The sequence below is a fragment of the Nonomuraea soli genome (genome assembly GCF_013761175.1).
In the GTDB taxonomy this organism is placed as follows: Bacteria; Actinomycetota; Actinomycetes; order Streptosporangiales; family Streptosporangiaceae; genus Nonomuraea; species Nonomuraea soli.
Genome location: NZ_JACDUR010000005.1, coordinates 712,968 through 731,689 on the forward strand (window position 1 = coordinate 712,968; position 18,722 = coordinate 731,689).

Annotated in this window: 16 protein-coding genes; 6 read left to right on the forward strand and 10 right to left on the reverse strand. The window is 71.1% G+C overall.

Annotated features, from left to right (window positions below; genetic code table 11):
* Window positions 1-83: 83 nt before the first annotated feature.
* Entirely contained in the window at window positions 84-1,133 is a 1,050-nt protein-coding gene (gene cds1, locus HNR30_RS26525; RefSeq protein ID WP_181612715.1) for an L-cysteine desulfhydrase Cds1, read from the forward strand.
* Here cds1 and HNR30_RS26530 read toward each other — a convergent pair.
* On the reverse strand, window positions 1,123-2,064 hold the full coding sequence (locus HNR30_RS26530) for an ABC transporter substrate-binding protein (protein WP_181612716.1): 942 nt from the start codon (window positions 2,062-2,064) through the stop codon (window positions 1,123-1,125). The two genes, cds1 and HNR30_RS26530, sit on opposite strands and share 11 nt — an antisense overlap.
* A 77-nt stretch (window positions 2,065-2,141) precedes the next feature.
* On the opposite strand from HNR30_RS26530, the gene HNR30_RS26535 reads away from it, so the two are divergent.
* The 5 genes from HNR30_RS26535 (at window position 2,142) to HNR30_RS26555 (ending at window position 6,453) form a co-directional block, all read left to right on the forward strand.
* Window positions 2,142-3,134: a FecCD family ABC transporter permease gene (locus HNR30_RS26535; protein ID WP_246379186.1), complete on the forward strand. Its 993-nt coding sequence runs from the start codon at window positions 2,142-2,144 to the stop codon at window positions 3,132-3,134.
* The gene (locus HNR30_RS26540) at window positions 3,131-4,144 is read left to right on the forward strand and encodes a FecCD family ABC transporter permease (RefSeq protein ID WP_312894656.1); all 1,014 of its coding nucleotides are present in this window, start codon (window positions 3,131-3,133) and stop codon (window positions 4,142-4,144) included. The genes HNR30_RS26535 and HNR30_RS26540 overlap by 4 nt, the downstream gene beginning before the upstream one ends.
* Complete coding sequence (locus tag HNR30_RS26545) at window positions 4,141-4,947, forward strand: ABC transporter ATP-binding protein (RefSeq protein WP_181612718.1); 807 nt, start codon at window positions 4,141-4,143, stop codon at window positions 4,945-4,947. The genes HNR30_RS26540 and HNR30_RS26545 overlap by 4 nt, the downstream gene beginning before the upstream one ends.
* A gap of 62 nt (window positions 4,948-5,009) precedes the next feature.
* Entirely contained in the window at window positions 5,010-5,495 is a 486-nt protein-coding gene (locus HNR30_RS26550) for a hypothetical protein (RefSeq protein ID WP_181612719.1), read from the forward strand.
* A 34-nt stretch (window positions 5,496-5,529) separates the two neighbouring features.
* Complete coding sequence (locus HNR30_RS26555) at window positions 5,530-6,453, forward strand: alpha/beta fold hydrolase (RefSeq protein ID WP_181612720.1); 924 nt, start codon at window positions 5,530-5,532, stop codon at window positions 6,451-6,453.
* Here the strand turns inward: HNR30_RS26555 and HNR30_RS26560 are convergent.
* The 9 genes from HNR30_RS26560 to rnc form a co-directional block, all read right to left on the reverse strand.
* The gene (locus HNR30_RS26560; protein WP_181612721.1) at window positions 6,419-7,606 is read right to left on the reverse strand and encodes an MFS transporter; all 1,188 of its coding nucleotides are present in this window, start codon (window positions 7,604-7,606) and stop codon (window positions 6,419-6,421) included. The genes HNR30_RS26555 and HNR30_RS26560 overlap by 35 nt on opposite strands.
* Before the next feature lie 6 nt (window positions 7,607-7,612).
* On the reverse strand, window positions 7,613-9,232 hold the full coding sequence (locus tag HNR30_RS26565; protein WP_181612722.1) for a tetratricopeptide repeat protein: 1,620 nt from the start codon (window positions 9,230-9,232) through the stop codon (window positions 7,613-7,615).
* Between the two features lie 222 nt (window positions 9,233-9,454).
* Window positions 9,455-11,065 carry a tetratricopeptide repeat protein gene (locus tag HNR30_RS26570; RefSeq protein ID WP_312894657.1) on the reverse strand — a complete coding sequence of 537 codons (1,611 nt, stop codon included), beginning with the start codon at window positions 11,063-11,065 and terminating at the stop codon, window positions 9,455-9,457.
* Between the two features lie 326 nt (window positions 11,066-11,391).
* Window positions 11,392-12,582 carry a signal recognition particle-docking protein FtsY gene (gene ftsY, locus HNR30_RS26575; protein ID WP_181612723.1) on the reverse strand — a complete coding sequence of 397 codons (1,191 nt, stop codon included), beginning with the start codon at window positions 12,580-12,582 and terminating at the stop codon, window positions 11,392-11,394.
* A gap of 41 nt (window positions 12,583-12,623) precedes the next feature.
* Window positions 12,624-16,340, reverse strand: a complete 3,717-nt coding sequence (smc, locus tag HNR30_RS26580) for a chromosome segregation protein SMC (protein WP_181612724.1) — start codon at window positions 16,338-16,340, stop codon at window positions 12,624-12,626.
* Window positions 16,341-16,484: 144 nt separating this feature from the next.
* Window positions 16,485-16,679, reverse strand: a complete 195-nt coding sequence (locus tag HNR30_RS48195) for a hypothetical protein (protein WP_246379188.1) — start codon at window positions 16,677-16,679, stop codon at window positions 16,485-16,487.
* A 192-nt stretch (window positions 16,680-16,871) separates the two neighbouring features.
* Window positions 16,872-17,156 (reverse strand): acylphosphatase, encoded by a 285-nt coding sequence (locus tag HNR30_RS26585; protein ID WP_181612725.1) that lies wholly within the window; start codon window positions 17,154-17,156, stop codon window positions 16,872-16,874.
* Window positions 17,135-17,968, reverse strand: coding sequence for a bifunctional DNA-formamidopyrimidine glycosylase/DNA-(apurinic or apyrimidinic site) lyase (mutM, locus tag HNR30_RS26590; protein WP_181612726.1), 834 nt, complete (start codon window positions 17,966-17,968; stop codon window positions 17,135-17,137). Before mutM ends, HNR30_RS26585 begins: the two co-directional genes overlap by 22 nt.
* On the reverse strand, window positions 17,968-18,690 hold the full coding sequence (gene rnc / locus HNR30_RS26595; protein WP_181613081.1) for a ribonuclease III: 723 nt from the start codon (window positions 18,688-18,690) through the stop codon (window positions 17,968-17,970). The genes mutM and rnc overlap by 1 nt, the downstream gene beginning before the upstream one ends.
* Between the last annotated feature and the right edge of the window lie 32 nt (window positions 18,691-18,722).

Here is an 18,722-nt window from a genome sequence, read left to right on the forward strand (position 1 = left end):
CCGGATAAGTCTCATAATCATAACACTCTCCCTCCAATTCCGCATGAGGTGTGGTAAGAGTCACATGGGTTACGTTATGGGGCATGATGGACCGTCAATGGGTCGCCGAAGCCGTCCGAACAGTGGAGGCCGACGCCAACCGCAGTGCCGATACTCACCTGCATGTCTTTCCGCTTCCCTCGCGCTGGGGGGTAAACCTCTACTTGAAAGACGAGTCGGTCCACCCCACTGGTTCACTCAAACATCGCCTAGCGCGATCGCTTTTTCTGTATGGCCTTGCCAACGGCTGGATCGGGCCGAACACCACGATCGTTGAGGCTTCCAGCGGATCCACCGCGGTCAGCGAGGCGTACTTCGCCCGGCTGATCGGCCTGCCGTTCATCGCCGTCATGCCCGACTCCACCTCGCCCGAGAAGATCGCCCTGATCGAGTTCTACGGGGGCAAGTGCCACCTGGTCACCGATCCCCGCGAGATCTATTCGGAATCACAACGCCTGGCGGATGAGACCGGCGGCCATTTCATGGACCAGTTCACCTACGCCGAGCGGGCCACGGACTGGCGGGGCAACAACAACATCGCCGAGTCGATCTTCCAGCAGATGACCCTGGAGCCCTACCCCGTGCCTCACTGGATCGTGGTCGGCGCGGGCACCGGGGGCACCTCCGCCACGCTCGGGCGTTACCTGCGCTACCGATGTCACCCGACCCGGCTGTGCGTCGCCGACCCGGAGGGCTCGGCGTTCTACTCGGCCTGGACCACCGGAGACGTCTCGACCACGGCCGGCGGCTCGCGCATCGAGGGCATCGGCAGGCCGCGCGTGGAGCCGTCGTTCCTGCCCTCGGTGATCGACCGCATGATCCAGGTGCCCGACGCCCGCTCGATCGCCGCGATGCGCTGGGTGCACCGCCTCACCGGGCTCGACGTGGGCGGCTCGACCGGCACCAACGTGGCCGCGGCCGTCGACCTCATCCGCGAGATGATCGCCGCGGGCGCGCGCGGCAGCGTCGTCACCCTGATCTGCGACCAGGGCTCGCGCTACCGCGGCACCTACTGCGACGACTCCTGGGTCGCGGGCCAGGGGCTGGACCTCGCCCAGCACCTGGCGGAGTTCGAGGAGTTCCTCACCCTGTGACGTCGAAGATCTTGGCCACGTCGTCGAGGATCGCGTTGGCCCCCTGGATGCCCACGGCGGTCATCCAGGTGACGTCGGCCACGTCGTGCTTGTCGCCCTTGAGCTTGTCCCACAGGGGATTGGTGACGAACTGCTGCTTGGGCCCGACCGCGGCGGGGTCGGGATAGGTCGCGACGAAGATGTGGTCGGCGTCGAAGTCGGCGATCCGCTCCTGGCTGACGTCCACGGCGATCTTGGCCGGGTCCTTCGGCTGGCCGGCGGGGCGCGGGAAGCCGACGTCCTTCAGCACGATGCCCGAGTAGGAGTTCTCGACGTACAGGCGGGTCGTGGGCTCGCCGGCGAAGCGCACCACCGCGATGGTGGGCATGGCGCCCTCCTTGGCCTTGATCGCCTCACCCAGCTTGGCCGCGCGCGACTCGAAGGTCTTGAGGGTCTCGTCGGCCAGCTGCTCCTTGCCCAGGGCCTGGCCCATCAGGCGCAGGTTCTCCTTCCAGATCGCGCCGGTCGTCTCGCTGAAGACCGTCGGCGCGATCTGGGAGAGCTTGTCGTACAGGGCCTCGTGGCGGACCTTGGCCGAGACGATCAGGTCGGGCTTGAGCGCGATGATCTTCTCAAGGCTCGGCGACTCGAGCGTGCCCACCGGGACGGCGTCCTTGCCGTACTGCGCGGCGACCTCACCCAGATAGGCGGGCAGCTTGTCGTCGACCGAACGGTAGGTGGTGAAGCCGACCACGGGCGTCTGGAGGGTCAGCACGGCGTCGACGAAGCTCTGGTCCAGCGCGACCACCCGCTTGGGCTGCGCGGGGATCTTCGTCTCGCCCATCGCGTGCTTGATCGTCCGGAACGGCTGCTGGGGTGCGGCCTGCTCGGCCGTCGACCCGCAAGCGGACAGGGCCAGCGCGAGCGCGACTCCCAGGACCCAACGTTTCACAACAAACCCCCATGTTTAGCTTAGGCATGCCTAACCTGGCATACTTCACCCGAACCAGCAAACCTAGGAGGCACCAGATGGCACGCACGCGCATCCTGTGCGTGCTCGCCGCCGCACTCCTCGTCGCCGTCGCCCTGAGCATCACCATCGGGGCGAAAGCCGTCCCCCTCACCGACGCCTGGCAGGCGCTGACCGCGCCCACGGGGAGCGAGAACGACATCATCATCCGCTCCCTGCGCGTGCCACGCACCATCCTCGGCGTGCTGGCCGGCATCGCCCTCGGCGTCGCCGGCGCGCTCATGCAGGGCCACACCCGCAACCCGCTGGCCGACCCCGGGCTGCTCGGCGTGACCCAGGGCGCCGCCTTCCTGATGGTCTCCTCGATCATCTTCCTCGGCGTCTCCAATCTGTACGCCTACATCTGGTTCGGCCTGGCCGGGGCACTGATCGCCAGCGTCGGCGTCTTCGCCCTCGGCATGGTCGGCGGGCGCGGCGGCCCCACGCCCGTCACGCTCGCCCTCGCGGGCACCGCCGTCAGCGCCTTCCTCTACGCGCTGACCTCGGCCATCGTGCTGCTCGACGAGCAGGCCATGGACGTCTTCCGCTTCTGGCAGGCCGGCTCCATCGCCGCCCGCAGCGCCGACGTCGTCTGGCAGATCGTGCCGTTCATCGCCGCCGGGCTGATCCTCGCCCTCGTCAACGCCCCAGGACTCAACGCGCTGTCCCTGGGCGAGGACGTCGCCCGCTCACTCGGCCAGGACGTCAACCGCACCCGCGCGGTCGGCGTGGCCGCCGTCACGCTGCTGACCGGCGCCTCCGTCGCCGCCTGCGGCGCGCTCGCCTTCGTCGGGCTCATCGTCCCGCACCTGGCCAGGCATCTGTCGGGCACCGACCACCGCTGGCTGCTGCCGTACTCCGGGCTCATCGGAGCGGCCCTGCTGCTCGTCGCCGACGTGATCGGCCGCGTCGTCGCGCCACCCGGCGAACTCGAGGTCGGCGTCGTGCTCGCCCTGCTCGGCGCGCCGTTCTTCATCGCGCTCGTGCGGCGCAGGAAGCCGGTGCGGCTGTGAGATTCCGCGTACGGCCCCGCGCGGTGATCGCCTGCGTGACCGGGTCCATCGCCCTGCTCCTGCTGATGGCGCTCAACATCCGCATCGGTGACATCCCCATGTCCCTGGGCGAGGTGTTGCGGGGAGTGATCGAAGGCGACTTCGTCGTCATGGAGCTGCGCCTGCCCCGCGCCCTCACCGGCGCCCTCGTCGGGGCCGCGCTGGCCATGGCGGGCGGCATCACCCAGTCCATCGCCCGCAACCCGCTGGCCAGCCCCGAGATCCTCGGCGTCACCACCGGCGCCTCCGTCATGGTCGTGGCCGGCATCGTCGCCAGCGGCAGCGTGTACGGCGGAGCCAGCGGCCTGCTGCTCAGCCTCGGCATCCCCGTCCTGGCCCTGCTCGGCGGATTGCTCGGAGCGGCGCTCGTCTACTCCCTGGCCTGGCGGCGAGGGCTCGACGGCTACCGGCTCGTCCTCGTCGGCATCGGCGTGGCCGCCGTGTTCACCAACGTGAAGTACTGGCTGCTGACCGTCGGCGACGTCAACGACACCACGCGCGCCATGGTGTGGATCTCCGGGTCCCTGCACGGACGCGGATGGGAGCACGTGCTCCCCGTCTTCCTCGCCCTGGCCGTCCTCGTGCCCGTCGCCCTGGCGGCCACCCGCACCCTCGACGCGCTCCGCTTCGCCGATGACACCGCCATGTCGCTCGGCGTGCGGCTCAACCCGGCGCGCGCCGGCATGATCCTGCTGGCCGTGGGTCTGGCCGCCGTCGCCACCGCCTCCGCCGGGCCCATTGCCTTCGTCGCCCTCGCCTCGCCGCAGATCGCCCTCAGGCTGACGGGGTCGGGCAGGCCGCCCCTGCTGACGTCGGCGATCGTCGGAGCGGTCCTGGTCGCCGCGGCGGACCTGATCGCCAGAACCGCCTTCGCCCCCGTCGAACTGCCCGTGGGCATCGTCACCGCCGTGCTCGGCGCGCCGTACCTGATCTACCTGCTCATCCGACTGCGAAGGGGAACCCGCACATGAGGCTCCAGGCGGTGGACGTCCGTCTCGCGTACGGCGACCGCGTGGTGGTGGACGGCCTCGACCTCGGCATCGAGGCAGGCACCGTCACCACCATCATCGGCCCCAACGGCTGCGGCAAATCCACCCTGCTGCGCGCCCTCGGCCGCCTGCTCAAGCCGGCGGGCGGCGAGGTGCTGCTCGACGGCAAGCGCATCGACAAGCTCCCCACCCGCGAGGTCGCCCGCGTGCTCGGCGTCCTGCCCCAGTCGCCCACCGCCCCGGAGGGCCTCACCGTCGCCGACCTGGTCGCCCGCGGGCGCCACCCCCACCAGACCTGGTACCGCCAGTGGTCCTCGGACGACGAGTCGGCGGTCGCCGACGCCCTGTCCATGACGGGCCTGTCCGACCTGGCCGACCGGCCGCTCGACGAGCTCTCCGGCGGCCAGCGCCAGCGCGCGTGGATCTCCATGGCGCTCGCCCAGGGCACCGACCTGCTGCTGCTGGACGAACCGACCACCTTCCTCGACCTCGCCCACCAGGTGGAGGTGCTGGAGCTGGTCAGGCACCTGCACTCGTCGCTGGAGCGCACGGTCGTCATGGTGCTGCACGACCTCAACCTCGCCGCCAGGTACGCGGACCGGCTGGTGGCCATGCGGTCGGGGCACATCATCGCCGCGGGCACGCCGCACGAGGTGCTCACGGAGGAACTGCTGGCCTCGGTGTTCGACCTGGACGCCAAGGTGATCGCCGATCCGGTGGCGGGCACGCCCCTCGTCGTCCCCATCGGCACCCGGCACGGATCGCCCCCGGCGTCACCTGCCTGAACCCCTGCTCACCTCAAAAGACACCGGTTCCCACCAGGCGTTCGCTATGCGACGATCACCCGGTGCTGCGCAGCCTGGAAATCCAAGCCACCCTCTCCACCCCCTCCACGCCCGACCACCTCCCCCACTTATCGTGGTCCCCCACCATCGAACTGAGCCTCGACTGCTTCGTCTGCGTACGCGTGGGCCGCACCACCCGGCTCGAACGGGGTGCCGAGCAAGCCATCTGCTCCTCCGACCGCGACCACGGACCGCACTTCGCCCCGGCCCGCATCGCCGAGTTCGACACCGCCGGCACCTCGCTGCGCGCCGTCGTCGAGTTCTGGTGGGCGCCCTTCCACGACGCCAAGCGCGACACCCCGGCCACGCCGCTGAGCGAGGCCCCGTGGGTGCGGCTGCACCTGGCCTACCAGTGCCCCCTCCACGCGGCCCCCGGAACGGCCTCCACGCAGACGAACCTGGTCCGCCCGACCGCCCTGCGCTGTGAGCACTGCGCCGCCGTGATCGCCACCAGCCATGAGGCGCCCGCCATCCGCCTGCTGGGATGAACCGCCGGAAGCCGGGTAGCAGCGGCTGGTGCCCATGTTCGAGAAATTCCAGGCCGAGCACGTTCAGACCGGCGAGGCGTCGATCTTCACCCGCCATGGCGGCGACGGGCCGCCGGTGTTGTTGCTGCACGGCCATCCCCGCACCTCCGCGACCTGGCATCGGGTGGCGCCGCTCCTGGTGGACCAGGGCTTCACCGTGGTCTGCCCCGATCTGCGCGGGTACGGCAGGTCGCGTGGCCCGGCTCCCGCGGCCGATCATTCCGCGCACTCCAAACGCGCGGTGGCCGGCGACCTTCTGGCGGTGATGCGGACGCTCGGGCACGAGCGGTTCGCGCTGGCGGGTCACGACCGTGGCGGTGCCGTGGCCCTGCGGCTGGCCCTCGACCACCCCGACGCCGTCACCCGCCTGGCGATCCTGGACTGCATGCCGATCAGCGAGCACCTGTCGCGCATCACGGCGCAGTTCGCCACCCAGTGGTGGCACTGGTTCTTCTTCGCGCAGCCGGACACCCCCGAGCGCGTCATCAACGCCGACCCGGACAGCTGGTACAAGGGCGATCCCGAGCGGATGGGCGAGGAGAACTACGCCGAGTTCCGTGAGGCGACGCGCAACCCGGGTGTGGTGAGGGCCATGCTGGAGGACTACCGGGCGGGCCTCGCCATCGACGCCGGGCACGAGCGTGAGGACCGGGCCGCCGGGCGGGGGATCTCATGTCCCACGCTGGTCCTGTGGTCACAGCGCGACGACCTGGAGGAACTGTACGGCGATCCGCTGCGGATCTGGCGTGACTGGGCCGCTGACGTGCGCGGGCACGGCATCGACTGCGGGCACCACATGGCCGAGGAGGCTCCCGGCGAGCTGGCCGCGGCCCTGGCCGAGTTCCTGAAAGGAGTCGGCACGCCGCACACGTTTCCCGGCAGCGCTATGGGACCTTCTCCAAGGAAACCGGACGAATAGGCGACCGGGTGACGGCCAAAGCGATCACCAGCCAGCTCGTCCCGGCCACGGCCATGAGCAGGTAGGCGTTCCCGACCAGCGTCTCGAACGCCCCGGCCAGCAAGGCGGCCACCGGGATCGCCGCGAAGGCGATCATGCGGGCGGTGCCCAGGACCCGCCCCAGCAGCTCGTCGGGGATCACCTGCTGCCGCAGGGTCATGGTCGCCACGATCAGGATGCCCGCGCCCGCGAACTGCCCCGTCCACGCCAGCCCGATCAGCACGGGACCGCGAGCAGGGATCATCGCCAGCATCGACAGCCCGCCCAGCGCCGCACCCGCGGCGATCAGCACCCAGGGCGGCAGACCCCGCCGCAGCAGCCGGCTCCCGGCCAGCCCGCCGACCACGGCGCCCGCGCCCTGGAAGGCGTAGACGACGCCGATCTGCGTGGGTGTGAACGCATGGTAGGCGCTCAGGTAGAACACCAGGTTCGCCAGCAGCAGCCACACCCCGACGTTGCACGCGAACGACACCAGCGCCGTGGCCAGCACCTCCCGCCGCTCAACGAAGAGGTACCGCAACCCGGCCCGCACCGACACGTCACGACGCCGTACGGCGGGCAGCCGCCCGATGGGCGCCAGCAACGCGGCCGAGACGAAGAAGGTCGCCGCGTCCACGTAGATCGCCGTCTCATACCCGAAGGCGACGATCATCGCGCCACCGAGAGCCGGTCCGATCATGTTCGTCCCGTGCTCCCCGATGTGCACCCGGGCATTGGCGGGCGGCAGCCGGTCGGGCGTCACCAGCGAAGGCACGATCGCGTTGAACGCCGGCCGGTACAGCGGATCGACACACGACAGCAGCAGGACCAGCAGGTAGATCACCCACAGCGGCGGCGGCCCCATGGTCACCACCACGGCGAGCAGCAGCGCGAGCACCCCCGCCGCCAGGTCGCCGATCACGAGCACCGGCTTCCTGCCGAACCGATCGGCGATCACCCCGCCCAGCAGCCCCAGCACCAGGAACGGCAGGTATTCCAGCGCGTAGACCGCTCCCGTGCCCAGCGCTGAACCGGTCAGGTCGAGCACGAGCAGCGGCAACGCCAGCCGGTAGATCCACGTCCCCATCGACGAGATCAGATAGGCCGACAGCAGGAGCCAGTAGCGCGTCCCCATGCCGCGTCAGCCCGCCGCGAGCGCCTGGCGGATGTCCTCGTCGCCGGGCGCCAGCCGGGCGGCGGCGTGCAGGTCGGCTCGTGCTTCGTCGGCCCGCCCGCAGGCGCGTAAGGCGACCGCCCGGTTGAACCGCAGCTCGGCGCCGTCGTCGAGGTCGAGCGCGCGGGTCAGGTCGGCCACCGCGCCCCGGGCGTCGCCCTGGTCGAAGGCCAGCCGCCCGCGTCCCGCCCAGGCGGCGGCCAGGTCGGGCTGGAGCGAGATCGCCCGGTCGAAGGCGGCGCGTGCCAGGTCGGCACGCCCTTCCGCATCCTCCACCTGGCCCAGCACGCAGAGCAGGTGAGCGCTGCCGGAATCGAGCTCCAGGCCGCGCTCGACGTCGCGCCTGGCCTTGCCGTACTGCCCGAGGGCGGCGTGCAGCCCGGCGCGGTTGACGTAGGCGGGCGCGAACGCGGGATCGAGCTCCAGCGCGTAGTCGAGGTCGGCCAGCGCCCCTTCGAGGTCGCCCGCGCCGAAGCGGATGCCCGCCCGGTTGTAGTACGGCTCGGGGAAGGGCGGGCTGACGCGCATCGCGGTCTCGTAGTCGGCCAGCGCCTCCTCCTGGCGGCCGAGCTTGACCAGCAGGTTGCCGCGGTCGAGGTAGTAGTCGGGGTAGCCGGGGTCGATCGCGACGGCCTCGTCGTAGTCGGCCAGCGCCTCCTCGGTGACACCGCGCAGCTGGGCGCGGTTGGCCAGCAGCACCAAGCGGTGGATCGGGTGCCGCTCTCCCAGCGCGGACGCGACCTCGATGGCCTCGTCGACGAGCGCTGCGGCCCGGTCGAGCCGGCCCAGCCGTACCTCGACCAGGGCCCGGGTGTTGAGGTCGAAGCTCAGGTGGAAGGCGCGCTCGCCGGGGTCGGGCAGCAGCGACGTGATCGTGATCGCCTCGTTGATCCAGCCGAGCGCCTCTTCCGGGTCACGCCGCGACGGGTCGCTGTGCCGTACGAGGATCGTCGCCGTCTGGCAGGCGGTCGTGGCACGCGCGAGCGGGTCGACGCAGGTGCGGCGGGAGCGGTGGTACAACTCCAGCGCCTCGTCCTCCCGCTCGATGGCCGCCAGCGCGCAGGCCGTACGGCTCAGCAGGGTCCAGTCGTCGGGCGTCCTGGCCAGCGCGGCCAGGCCGCCCTCGGCCATCGCGTGGTGGAAGCCCTCGTTGCGCAGCCGTTCGAAATCGGTGACGAGAGGCAGGCCGGAGGGCATGTCACGGCCGCGCTCGACGCGCACCTGCGGCACCCGGCGCGCGAGGACGCCCAGGAACTCGCGGTCGGTCTGGTCGGCTTCGTCCAGGTTGTCGACGATCATCGTGACCGCCTCGGGCAACGCGTCACGGACGAACTCGGCCAGCCCGTTGGCGATCCACAACGTGCGGCGGGCGCCGGGCACCAGGATGCGCTCCTCCGAAGGCAGCCCGTCGGCCAGCGAGGTCCTGCGGGCGGCGACCCCGAGGTGCGGGGCGGCGACGCGTAGCTCGATGTCGTGCGCGGCGACCAGCTCGGGCCGCGCCTTGGGGACCAGCGTCTCCAGCAACCCGGCGGCGAGCGTGTACGGCCCGCGCAGGCGACGGTCGGCGTCGATGACGATCGTGTTCATGAAGAGGTCCTCCCGAGACATGAGAGAGCCGGCGCTCCTGTCCAGAAACGCCGGCTGATCCGCCACCTAGCCCGTGTGCCTGGGGGCACCGGCCCCGGCAGGCTTGAGAGTCCCGGGCTTGTAGACGATGACCTTCTTCATGGGCAACCTTTCTCTCGAACGGGTTGACGACTAATGTCAACACGAGCGAACTCTGAGATCAAGGTTCGAGGTGGTAATCGATCATTCCCGAGTGAGCTCGCGCCGGATGTCCTCGTCGTCCGGATCCAAGGAGGCCGCCTGGCGCAGGTCTTCCAGCGCCTCGGGCTCGCGGCCGCACGCACGCAGCGCGACGGCCCGGTTGAAGTACAGCTCGGCCGACTCCTCCAGCTTGAGCGCCTGGGTGAGGTCGGCCACGGCGGCCTCGTGATGGCCCTGGGCGTACTCCAGCTCGCCCCTGCTGGCCCAGCCCGCCACCAGATCCGGCTGGAGCTCCAGCGCGGCGTCGAAGGCCTGCCTGGCCTCCACCACGCGCCCCGAGGCCGCCTGGACCTGGCCCAGCACGCACAGCAGGTGCGGATTGGCGGGATCCAGCGCCAGGCCCCTGGCCGCGTCCCCCGCCGCCTCGCCGTAGCGGCCGAACTCCGCCAGCAGCCCGGCGCGGTTGACGTAGGCGGGCGCGAAGGAGGGGTCCAGCTCCAGCACGTAGTCGAGGTCGGCCAGCGCCCCTTCGTGGTCGCCGGCGGCGAAGCGCAGCTCGGAGCGGTTGTAGTACGGCTCGGGAGAGGGCGGGCCGAGCCGCATCGCGCTCTCGTAGTCGGCCAGCGCCTCCTCGGCCCGTCCCAGCTTGGCCAGCAGGACACCGCGGTCGAGGTAGTAGTCGGGATAGTCGGGATCGAGGGCGATCGCCCGCGTGTAGTCCTCGACGGCCGCCTCGGAGACGCCCTTGAGCAGGGCACGGTTGGCGTAGAGCACCATCCGGTGGATCGGGTGGCGCTCCCCCAGCGTGGCGGCCAGCGCGATGGCCTCGTCGACCAGCCCGGCCGCTCGGTCGACCCGGCCCAGCCGTACCTCGACCAGGGCCCTGGTGTTGAGGTCGAAGCCCAGGTGGAAGGCGCGCTCGTGGGGGTCGGGCAGCAGCGAGGTGATCGTGATCGCCTCGTTGATCCAGCCCAGCGCCTCGCCGGGGTCGCGCCGCGACGGGTCGCTGTGCCGTACGAGCAGTGTGGCCATCGAACACGCCACGGACGCGCGGTGCTTCGGCTCGGTGCCCTCGCGCCTGGCCAGCTGATACAGCTCCCAGGCCTCGTCCTCGCGCTCGATCGCCTCCAGCGCGCCCGCGGTGCGGTGGATCATGGTCCACCACTCCTCGCTCGACGGCTCCAGCCGGGGCAGCGCGTCGAGCCCGGATTCGGCCATCGCGTGGTGGAATCCCTCGTCGCGGTAGCGCTCGAAATCCGCGGGCAACGCCAGGCCGCTGGGCCGCGACTCCCCCGGCGTGATCGTCAGGTACGGCACGCGCCGCCGGATCACCCCGACCAGCTCGGCATCGGTCGGGTCGGCCTCGTCCAGGTTGTCGGCGATCACCGTGACCGGCCCGGCGAGCGCGTCACGGAAGAACTCCGCCAGCCCGTTGGCCAGCCACAACGTCCGCCGCGCCCCCGGGATGAGGATGCGCTCGCCCGGAGCGAGCCCGGTGGAACGTTCCTGGACCAGGTGGGGCGCCACCACCCGGATCACGCGCTCGTGCGCCTCCACCAGCGGCGCGGGCGCCCCCGGCACCAGCAACTCCAGGAGCGCGGCCCCCAGCGTGTACGGCCCCCGCAGGCGGCGGTCGGCGTCGACGACGGGCACTTCGATCCCCTCACCCAGGCTGTTTCCGGCAACAGAAAGGCCGGCGTCCTGTCCAGAACGCCGGCCGACAGTACTCAGCCCTTGTGCCGCGGCGCGGCGGCTCCGGACGGCTTCACGGTTCCGGGCTTGTGGACCACGACCTTCTTCATGCGCACCTCTCGCTTTCTTTCCGCGAGATCGCCCCCACTGCACCTTGGTGGCGATCCCGACATGACCGACTCATGTGAACACGGCGAGGTTGAGAGATCAAGGGCTGGGTCGGTAACGGACAATTCCCCATAAAAAAGGAACACCCCACGATTCCTCGCGGGGTGCCCAAAACTATTTCAGTCTCCCAGAATGGCGTCCACGAACACCTCGGGGTCGAACGGAGCCAGGTCGTCGGCGCCCTCGCCCAGTCCCACCAGCTTCACGGGTACGCCCAGTTCACGCTGGACCGAGACCACGATGCCGCCCTTGGCCGTGCCGTCGAGCTTGGTCAGCGCGATGCCGGTGATGTTCACCACCTCGGCGAACACCTGCGCCTGGCGCATGCCGTTCTGGCCGGTGGTGGCGTCGAGCACCAGCAGCACCTCGTCGACGGTCGAGCGCTTCTCGATGACCCGCTTGACCTTGCCGAGCTCGTCCATGAGGCCGGTCTTGGTGTGCAGGCGACCGGCGGTGTCGACGATGACGGTGTCGGCCTTCTCCTCCAGGCCCTTGGCCACCGCGTCGAACGCCACGGAGGCGGGGTCGCCGCCCTCGGGGCCGCGCACGACGTCGGCGCCGACCCGGTCACCCCAGGTCTGCAGCTGGTCGGCCGCCGCGGCACGGAAGGTGTCGGCCGCGCCGAGCACGACCTTCTTGCCGTCGCCGATCAGCACGCGCGCCAGCTTGCCGGTCGTGGTGGTCTTGCCGGTGCCGTTGACACCGACGACCAGCACCACGGCCGGGCGCTCGCCGTGCTTGTCGACGTGGAGCGTGCGGTCGAGATCGGGATTGACCTGCGCCAGCAGCTGCTCGCGCAGCAGGCCGCGCACCTCCGAAGGCGTGCGGCTGCCCAGGACCTTCACCTTGGTGCGCAGCTCGCCCACGATCTCCTGCGTCGGCGTGACACCAAGATCCGCGGTGAGGAGGGTCTCCTCGATCTCCTCCCAGACGTCCTCGTCGAGGCGGTCACGGGAGAGCAGCTCCAGCAGGCCCTTGCCCAGGGCGTTCTGCGAACGGGCCAGCCGGGCGCGCAGGCGCACCATGCGCCCCGCCGACGGCAGCGGAACGTCAACCTCGGCGAGCTCCGGAGCCTTGACTAGCTCCTGGGCGGGCTGGGCTGGAGGCGGCAGCGTGGTCGTCGCGCCGCCCTCGTCGGCCTGGGCCGGGGCGGAAGCGGCGGGAGCCTCCTTCTCCGCTTCCTCGACCTTCGGCGGCGCCGCGGGCGGCGGCACCGGCTTGGAGGATCGCCGGAACATGAAGAACAGGCCACCGGCCGCCAGCAGGGCGACCAGGGCCACGATCACGATGAGGAGAAGAGAATCACTCACAAGTGTTTAGTTTTCCAGATCAACCCAGATGCTCACGACGATCAGACACGTTCGCGCAGCCGCTGGCTCACCACCTGGGTCACGCCGTCGCCGCGCATCGACACGCCGTAGAGGGCGTCGGCGATCTCCATCGTGCGCTTGTTGTGCGTGATCACAATGAGCTGAGAGCTCTGCCGCAGCTCCTCGAACAACGTCAGCAGGCGCTGCGTGTTGGTGTCGTCGAGGGCCGCCTCGACCTCGTCCATCACGTAGAACGGCGAGGGCCTGGCCTTGAAGATGGAGATCAGGAACGCCACCGCGGTCAGCGAGCGCTCACCGCCCGACAGCAGCGACAGCCGCTTGACCTTCTTGCCCGGCGGTCGCGCCTCGACCTCGATGCCGGTGGTCAGCATGTCTTCTGGCGCGGTCAGGATCAGCCTGCCGTCGCCACCGGGAAAGACCCGGCCGAAGATCTGCTCGAACTCGCGCGCCACGTCGTCGTAGGCGGCGGCGAACATCTGCTGCACCCGGTCGTCGACCTCCTTGACGACCGTCAGCAGGTCGCGCCGGGTCTTCTTGAGGTCTTCGAGCTGGCTGTTGAGGAAGGCGTGACGCTCCTCCAGCGCCGCGAACTCCTCCAGCGCCAGCGGGTTGACCTTGCCGAGCTGCGTCATCTGCTTCTCGGCGATGCGCGCCCGCTTCTCCTGCTCCTCACGGACGTACGGCACCGCGGGATCGCCGGGCACCGGCGCCTGCGGACCGTACTCGGCGATCAGCGAGTCGGTCTCGACACCGAACTCCTCCATCGCCCGCACCTCGAGCTGCTCCAGCCGCAGGCGCTGCTCGGTGCGGGCGACCTCGTTGCCGTGGACCCGGTTGACGAGCTTGTCGAGCTCGTGGCCCAGCTCGCGCACGTGGGCGCGCACCTGCTTCAGCTCGGCGTCGATGGCGACCCTGGCCAGGTCGGCGTCGTCGCGCTCGCGACCCGCCTGCTGGATGGAGGCCGCCAAGGTCGACAGCACCCGCCCGGCGGCGTCGGCGATCTGCTCGGCCAGCGCCGCCTGCCTGCGCCGCTTCTCGCGCTGCTCGACCGCCCTGACCCGCTCCTCACGCTCCTGCTGGGCCTGGCGCACCAGCTGGTCGGCCCGGCCCTCGACGCCCCTGACCCGCTCCTCCGCGGTGCGGACCTGCAGGCGCGACTCCATCTCGCGCTGCCGGGCGGCGTCGCGGGTGGCGGCCAGCTCGTCGCGGGTGTCGGTGGTGGGCTCTGCCTCCAGCTCCTGGGCGTACTCGGCCTCGGCCAGGCGCATCTCCAGCTCGGCCGCCTCCTCTTGGCCCTCCGCCCTGGACTCCTCGGCCGCGCGCACGCTGGTGTTGAGGCGCGCCGCCTCGGCCTCGGCCGCCTTGGCCGCCGCCTCCAGCTGCGCCACCCGCCTGGCCGCGGCGGCGTTGCGCTGGTCGGCCTCGCGCTGCCTGGCCCTGACCTGGTCGAGCCGGCGCTGGGAGTCGGTCACCCCTGCCTGGGCGCTGCCCGCCTCCTGCTGAGCCGTCGCCACCCCCGCCTGGGCCGCTTCGAGAGCGGCCTGGGCGGTGTGCTCGGCCTCCAGCGCGGTGTCGAGGCCCTGGGCGGTGGTCTCGGCGGTGAGGCGGGCCTCCTCCAGGGCCGCCACGGCCTCGTCGAGCGCCGCACGGACCTGGAGCACGCTCGTGCCACCGGCGGAGCCGCCGTGGGCGGTATGGGCGCCGACCAGGTCGCCGTCCTTCGTGACGGCCTTCAGCGACGGGTCGCCTTCGACGAGGGAGCGGGCCTGGTCGAGGGTGTCGACGACCACGATGCCGTCGAGGAGGTGGTCGAGGGCGGCTCTCAGCTCGCCGGGAACCGTCACCAGGTCGGCGGCCCACTGCCCGGCCGCGAGAGCGCGCCGCGCCCCGCCGTACGGCTCCTCGCCGTGGCGGCGCCCGGAAAGAGCGGCTTCGGAGCCCGTGCCGGTGCCCGCCACGACGAGGGCGGCGCGGCCGCCGCCTGAGGCGCGCAGGTGCTCCAGCGCCTCCACGACCGACTCCAGCGACTTCACCGTCACCGCCTCGGCGGCGGCACCCAGGGCGGCCGCGATGGCCGCCTCCGCGCCCGGAGCGACCGTCAGCGAGGTCGCCAGCGGGCCCAGCACTCCCGGCAGGGACGCCGCCAGCAACGCGGCGCCGCCGTCGGCCCCCTGCGCCAGTCCCAGCTCCAGGGCCTCCCGGCGGGCCTCCAGCGCGGCCACGGCTCGCTGGGCCGCCTGGTCGGCGGCTCGGGCCGTGCCGACGGCCGCCTTGGCCGACTGCAGCGCCGATCGGGGCCCGCCCAGCGCGGCGGAGGCGGCCTCGACGGCCTCCTGCGCCTCGATCGCCAGCGCGCGAGCCTCCTCCAGGGCGGCCTCGGCCACCGCGAGATCGGCGGCGAGCTCCGGATCGGCCTCCGGTTCCTCGTCGCGCGCGGCGGCCAGCTCGTCGTCCGCGCTCTGGGCGCGGGCGGCGGCGTCGAAGACGGCCTTCTGGAGCCGCCCGATCTCCTCCTCCGCCGCGCGGACCCGGCTGCGCGCCGCGTCGACCTGGCCTCGGAGTCTCACGAGCTCCTCGCGGCGGGAGGCGGCGGCGCGGGCGGCGGCGGCCAGCACGCGCTCCTCCTCGGCCAGGGCCGCCTCGGCGTGCTGGCGGGCCTCGACGGCCTCCTCCATCAGCTCCTGGGCGGCCTCCAGCTCGGCGGCCAGGATGAGCTCCTGCTCGCGCGCCTCGACGGCCTCGCGCTCGAGCTCCTCGGGATCACGCCCGCGCCGCTCGATCGCGGCGGCGTCGAGGGCGTGGCGGTGGCGCTCGCGGGCCAGCTGCTCCAGGCCCGTGATGCGCTCGCGCAGCGACGACAGCCGGAAGTAGGTCTCGTGGGCGGCCGACAGCCGGGGCTGGGCCTCGGCCTCCGCCGTCTCCAGGGCGGCCTCGCGCTCCTGGCCCTCCTCGAGGGAGGCCTCGACCTGGGCGCGCCTGGCGACGATCGCCGCCTCGTCGGCGGCCTCGCGCTCCAGGGTGGCGCGCAACGTCACCACGTCGTCGGCGAGCAGCCGCAGGCGGGCGTCGCGCAGGTCGGCCTGGATGACCGCGGCCTTGCGGGCGATCTCCGCCTGCCGGCCCAGCGGCTTGAGCTGGCGGCGCAGCTCGGTGGCCAGGTCTTGCACGCGGGTCAGGTTGGCCTGCATGGCGTCGAGCTTCCGCAGTGCCTTCTCCTTGCGCTTGCGGTGCTTCAGGACGCCCGCGGCCTCCTCGATGAAGGCGCGCCGGTCTTCGGGGCCGGCGTGCAGGACCGCGTCGAGCTGGCCCTGGCCGACGATGACGTGCATCTCGCGCCCGATGCCCGAGTCGGACAGGAGTTCCTGGATGTCGAGCAGGCGGCAGGTGTCGCCGTTGATCGCGTATTCGGACTGCCCGCTGCGGAACATCAGCCGGCTGATCGTCACCTCGGTGTAGTCGATCGGCAGCGCGCCGTCGGAGTTGTCGATCGTCAGCGTGACCTCGGCGCGGCCCAGCGGCGGGCGCGAGGAGGTGCCGGCGAAGATGACGTCTTCCATCTTGCCGCCGCGCAGCGACTTGGCGCTGTGTTCGCCCATGACCCAGGCCAGGGCGTCGACGACGTTGGACTTGCCGGAGCCGTTGGGCCCGACGACGCAGGTGATGCCCGGCTCGAAGCGCAGGGCGGTCGCGGAGGCGAAGGACTTGAAGCCGCGCAGGGTGAGGCTCTTGAGGTACAAGCAGTCGCCCCTTCCCTTGACAGCGCTTCCGGGAAAGCCTACTGGTCCTCACTGCCCGGCGAGGGCCGCTGTAGCCACTGATCAGGGAAATGACGAAGGGACGTCCCATCCGGAACGTCCCTGTGATTTAGCGCTTCCGTCCACTCACGTGAGTGCCGGCTCGCGCTCCTGCAGGCGGTTGTACGCCTCATCCCGACTTTGGGCCGCAAGAGCGTCGTTCTGAGCCTGAAGTCGGATGAGTTCTGCCTCCAGATCCCGGATTCGCTGCTGTAGACGGCGCATCTCCGAGACCATCCGAGGGTCAGGACCGCCGACGTGGCCGAGTAGAGCCTTCGCCATGGTAAAGGGTCCTCCACGCTGAGTGACCAGACTGGTTCGCGCACTTCTTCATTCCGCGGGAGGGGTGCGCGTGGTACCTAACAAGAGTCGCACCGGCAGAGTGGGCGGTCAAGTTGAACGCACCGCATAGACCTACCTGTGGGCACTCCCGACATACAACTATACCCTATTTGGTGCGTTTCGCGGAAGGGGCTACCGTTCTACAAACCCGGCCAAACTACCTCGGGCTTCACTCCAGCGTTCCACCACTCCATGGACCTCGCCCGGCGTGTCGCAACCACGGAGCAGGCCGAGGAGCTTGACGCACCGGTCCTCAGGGCCCTCCGCAACGACTTCCACGCGCCCGTCGGGCATGTTGCGCGCCCAGCCGGCGAGCCCCAGCTCCAGAGCGCGGGCCCGGGTCCACCAGCGGAAGCCGACCCCCTGGACCCGCCCACGCACCCAGGCGGTGATCCTCACCGGGGCTTGCGCTGGCATTTCGGGCAGCTGAAAGAGGAGCGGTTCATGAACGGGTCACGCCTGATCGGGGTGCCGCAGCGCGAGCACGGCTGCTCGCGCCTGCCGTACGCCTCCAGGGAACGCTCGAAGTAGCCGCTCTCGCCGTTGACGTTGACGTAGAGGCTGTCGAAGGAGGTGCCGCCCTGCGCCAGCGCGCTGGCCATCACCTCGCGCACGGCGGCGAGCAGCTCGGCGATCTTCGGCCCGGTGAGCGTCGCCGTCGGCCTGGCCCAGTGCAACCGGGCACGCCACAACGCCTCGTCCGCGTAGATGTTGCCCACGCCGCTGATCAGCGACTGGTCGAGCAACGCCCGCTTGATCTCGGTGTCACGCGCCCTGAGCCGCTTGGCGAACACCTCGTCGTCGAAGACGGGTTCGAACGGGTCGGGCGCGATGTGAATGATCGGCTCGGGAATGTCGCCCACGAGAGGGCTGACCATCATCTCGCCGAAGGTGCGCTGATCGACGAAGCGCAGGTCGGGGCCGCCGTCGCTGAAGGCCACGCGGACCCTCAGATGGCGCTCCACGACCGAGTCGACCAGCAGCTGCCCGCTCATGCCCAGGTGGGCCACGATCGCCTCACCCGAGTCGAGCGGGAGCCACAGGTACTTGCCGCGCCGCCGTACGTCGGTGACCGTACGGCCCGCCAGAGCGGCGGAGAAGGCCGCCGCTCCGGGAAGGTGACGCCGGATCGCCCGCGGGTGCAGGACCTCGGCGAGCGTGATGGTGCGGCCCTTGACCCACTGGTCCAGGCCCCGCCGCACCACCTCGACCTCGGGCAGCTCCGGCATCAGGACCCTGCGGGCTGAGACTCGCGGGCCTCACGGGCGGCGCGGATGCGGTTCCACGCGGCCTCGGCGGCCTGCTGCTCGGCCTCCTTCTTGGAGCGCCCGTTGCCGGTGCCGTAGGCCTGGCCGCTGACCCGCACCTCGGCGGTGAAGGACTTGGCGTGGTCGGGCCCGCTCTCCTCGACGTGGTACTCGGGCACACCCAGCGCCTCCGAGGCGGTGAGCTCCTGCAGCGAGGTCTTCCAGTCGAGCCCGGCGCCCAGCGAGGCGGACCGGATGATCAGCGGGTCGAAGAGCTGGTGCACGACCCTGAACGCCTCGTCGAGGCCCTTGTCGACGTAGACGGCGCCGATCAGCGCCTCCAGCGTGTCGGCCAGGATCGAGGACTTGTCGCGCCCGCCGGTGCCCTCCTCGCCGCGGCCGAGCCGGAGATACTTGCCGAGCCCGAGATTGCGGGCGACGTCGGCCAGGGCACGCATGTTGACCACCGCGGCCCGGAGTTTGGCCAGCTGGCCCTCGGGCAGGTCGGGGTGGTTGCGATAAAGGGTGTCGGTGACGACGAGACCCAGCACCGAGTCGCCGAGGAACTCCAGGCGCTCGTTGGTGGGCAGTCCGCCGTTCTCGTAGGCGTAGGAACGGTGCGTCAGCGCACGCTCGAGGATGTCGGGGTCGAGCTTGACCACGAGCACCTTGTCGAGCTCGTCACGCGCTACGTCGACGGCGATGGGTTTGGGAGCTGAGCCCACGTGCTTCCTCC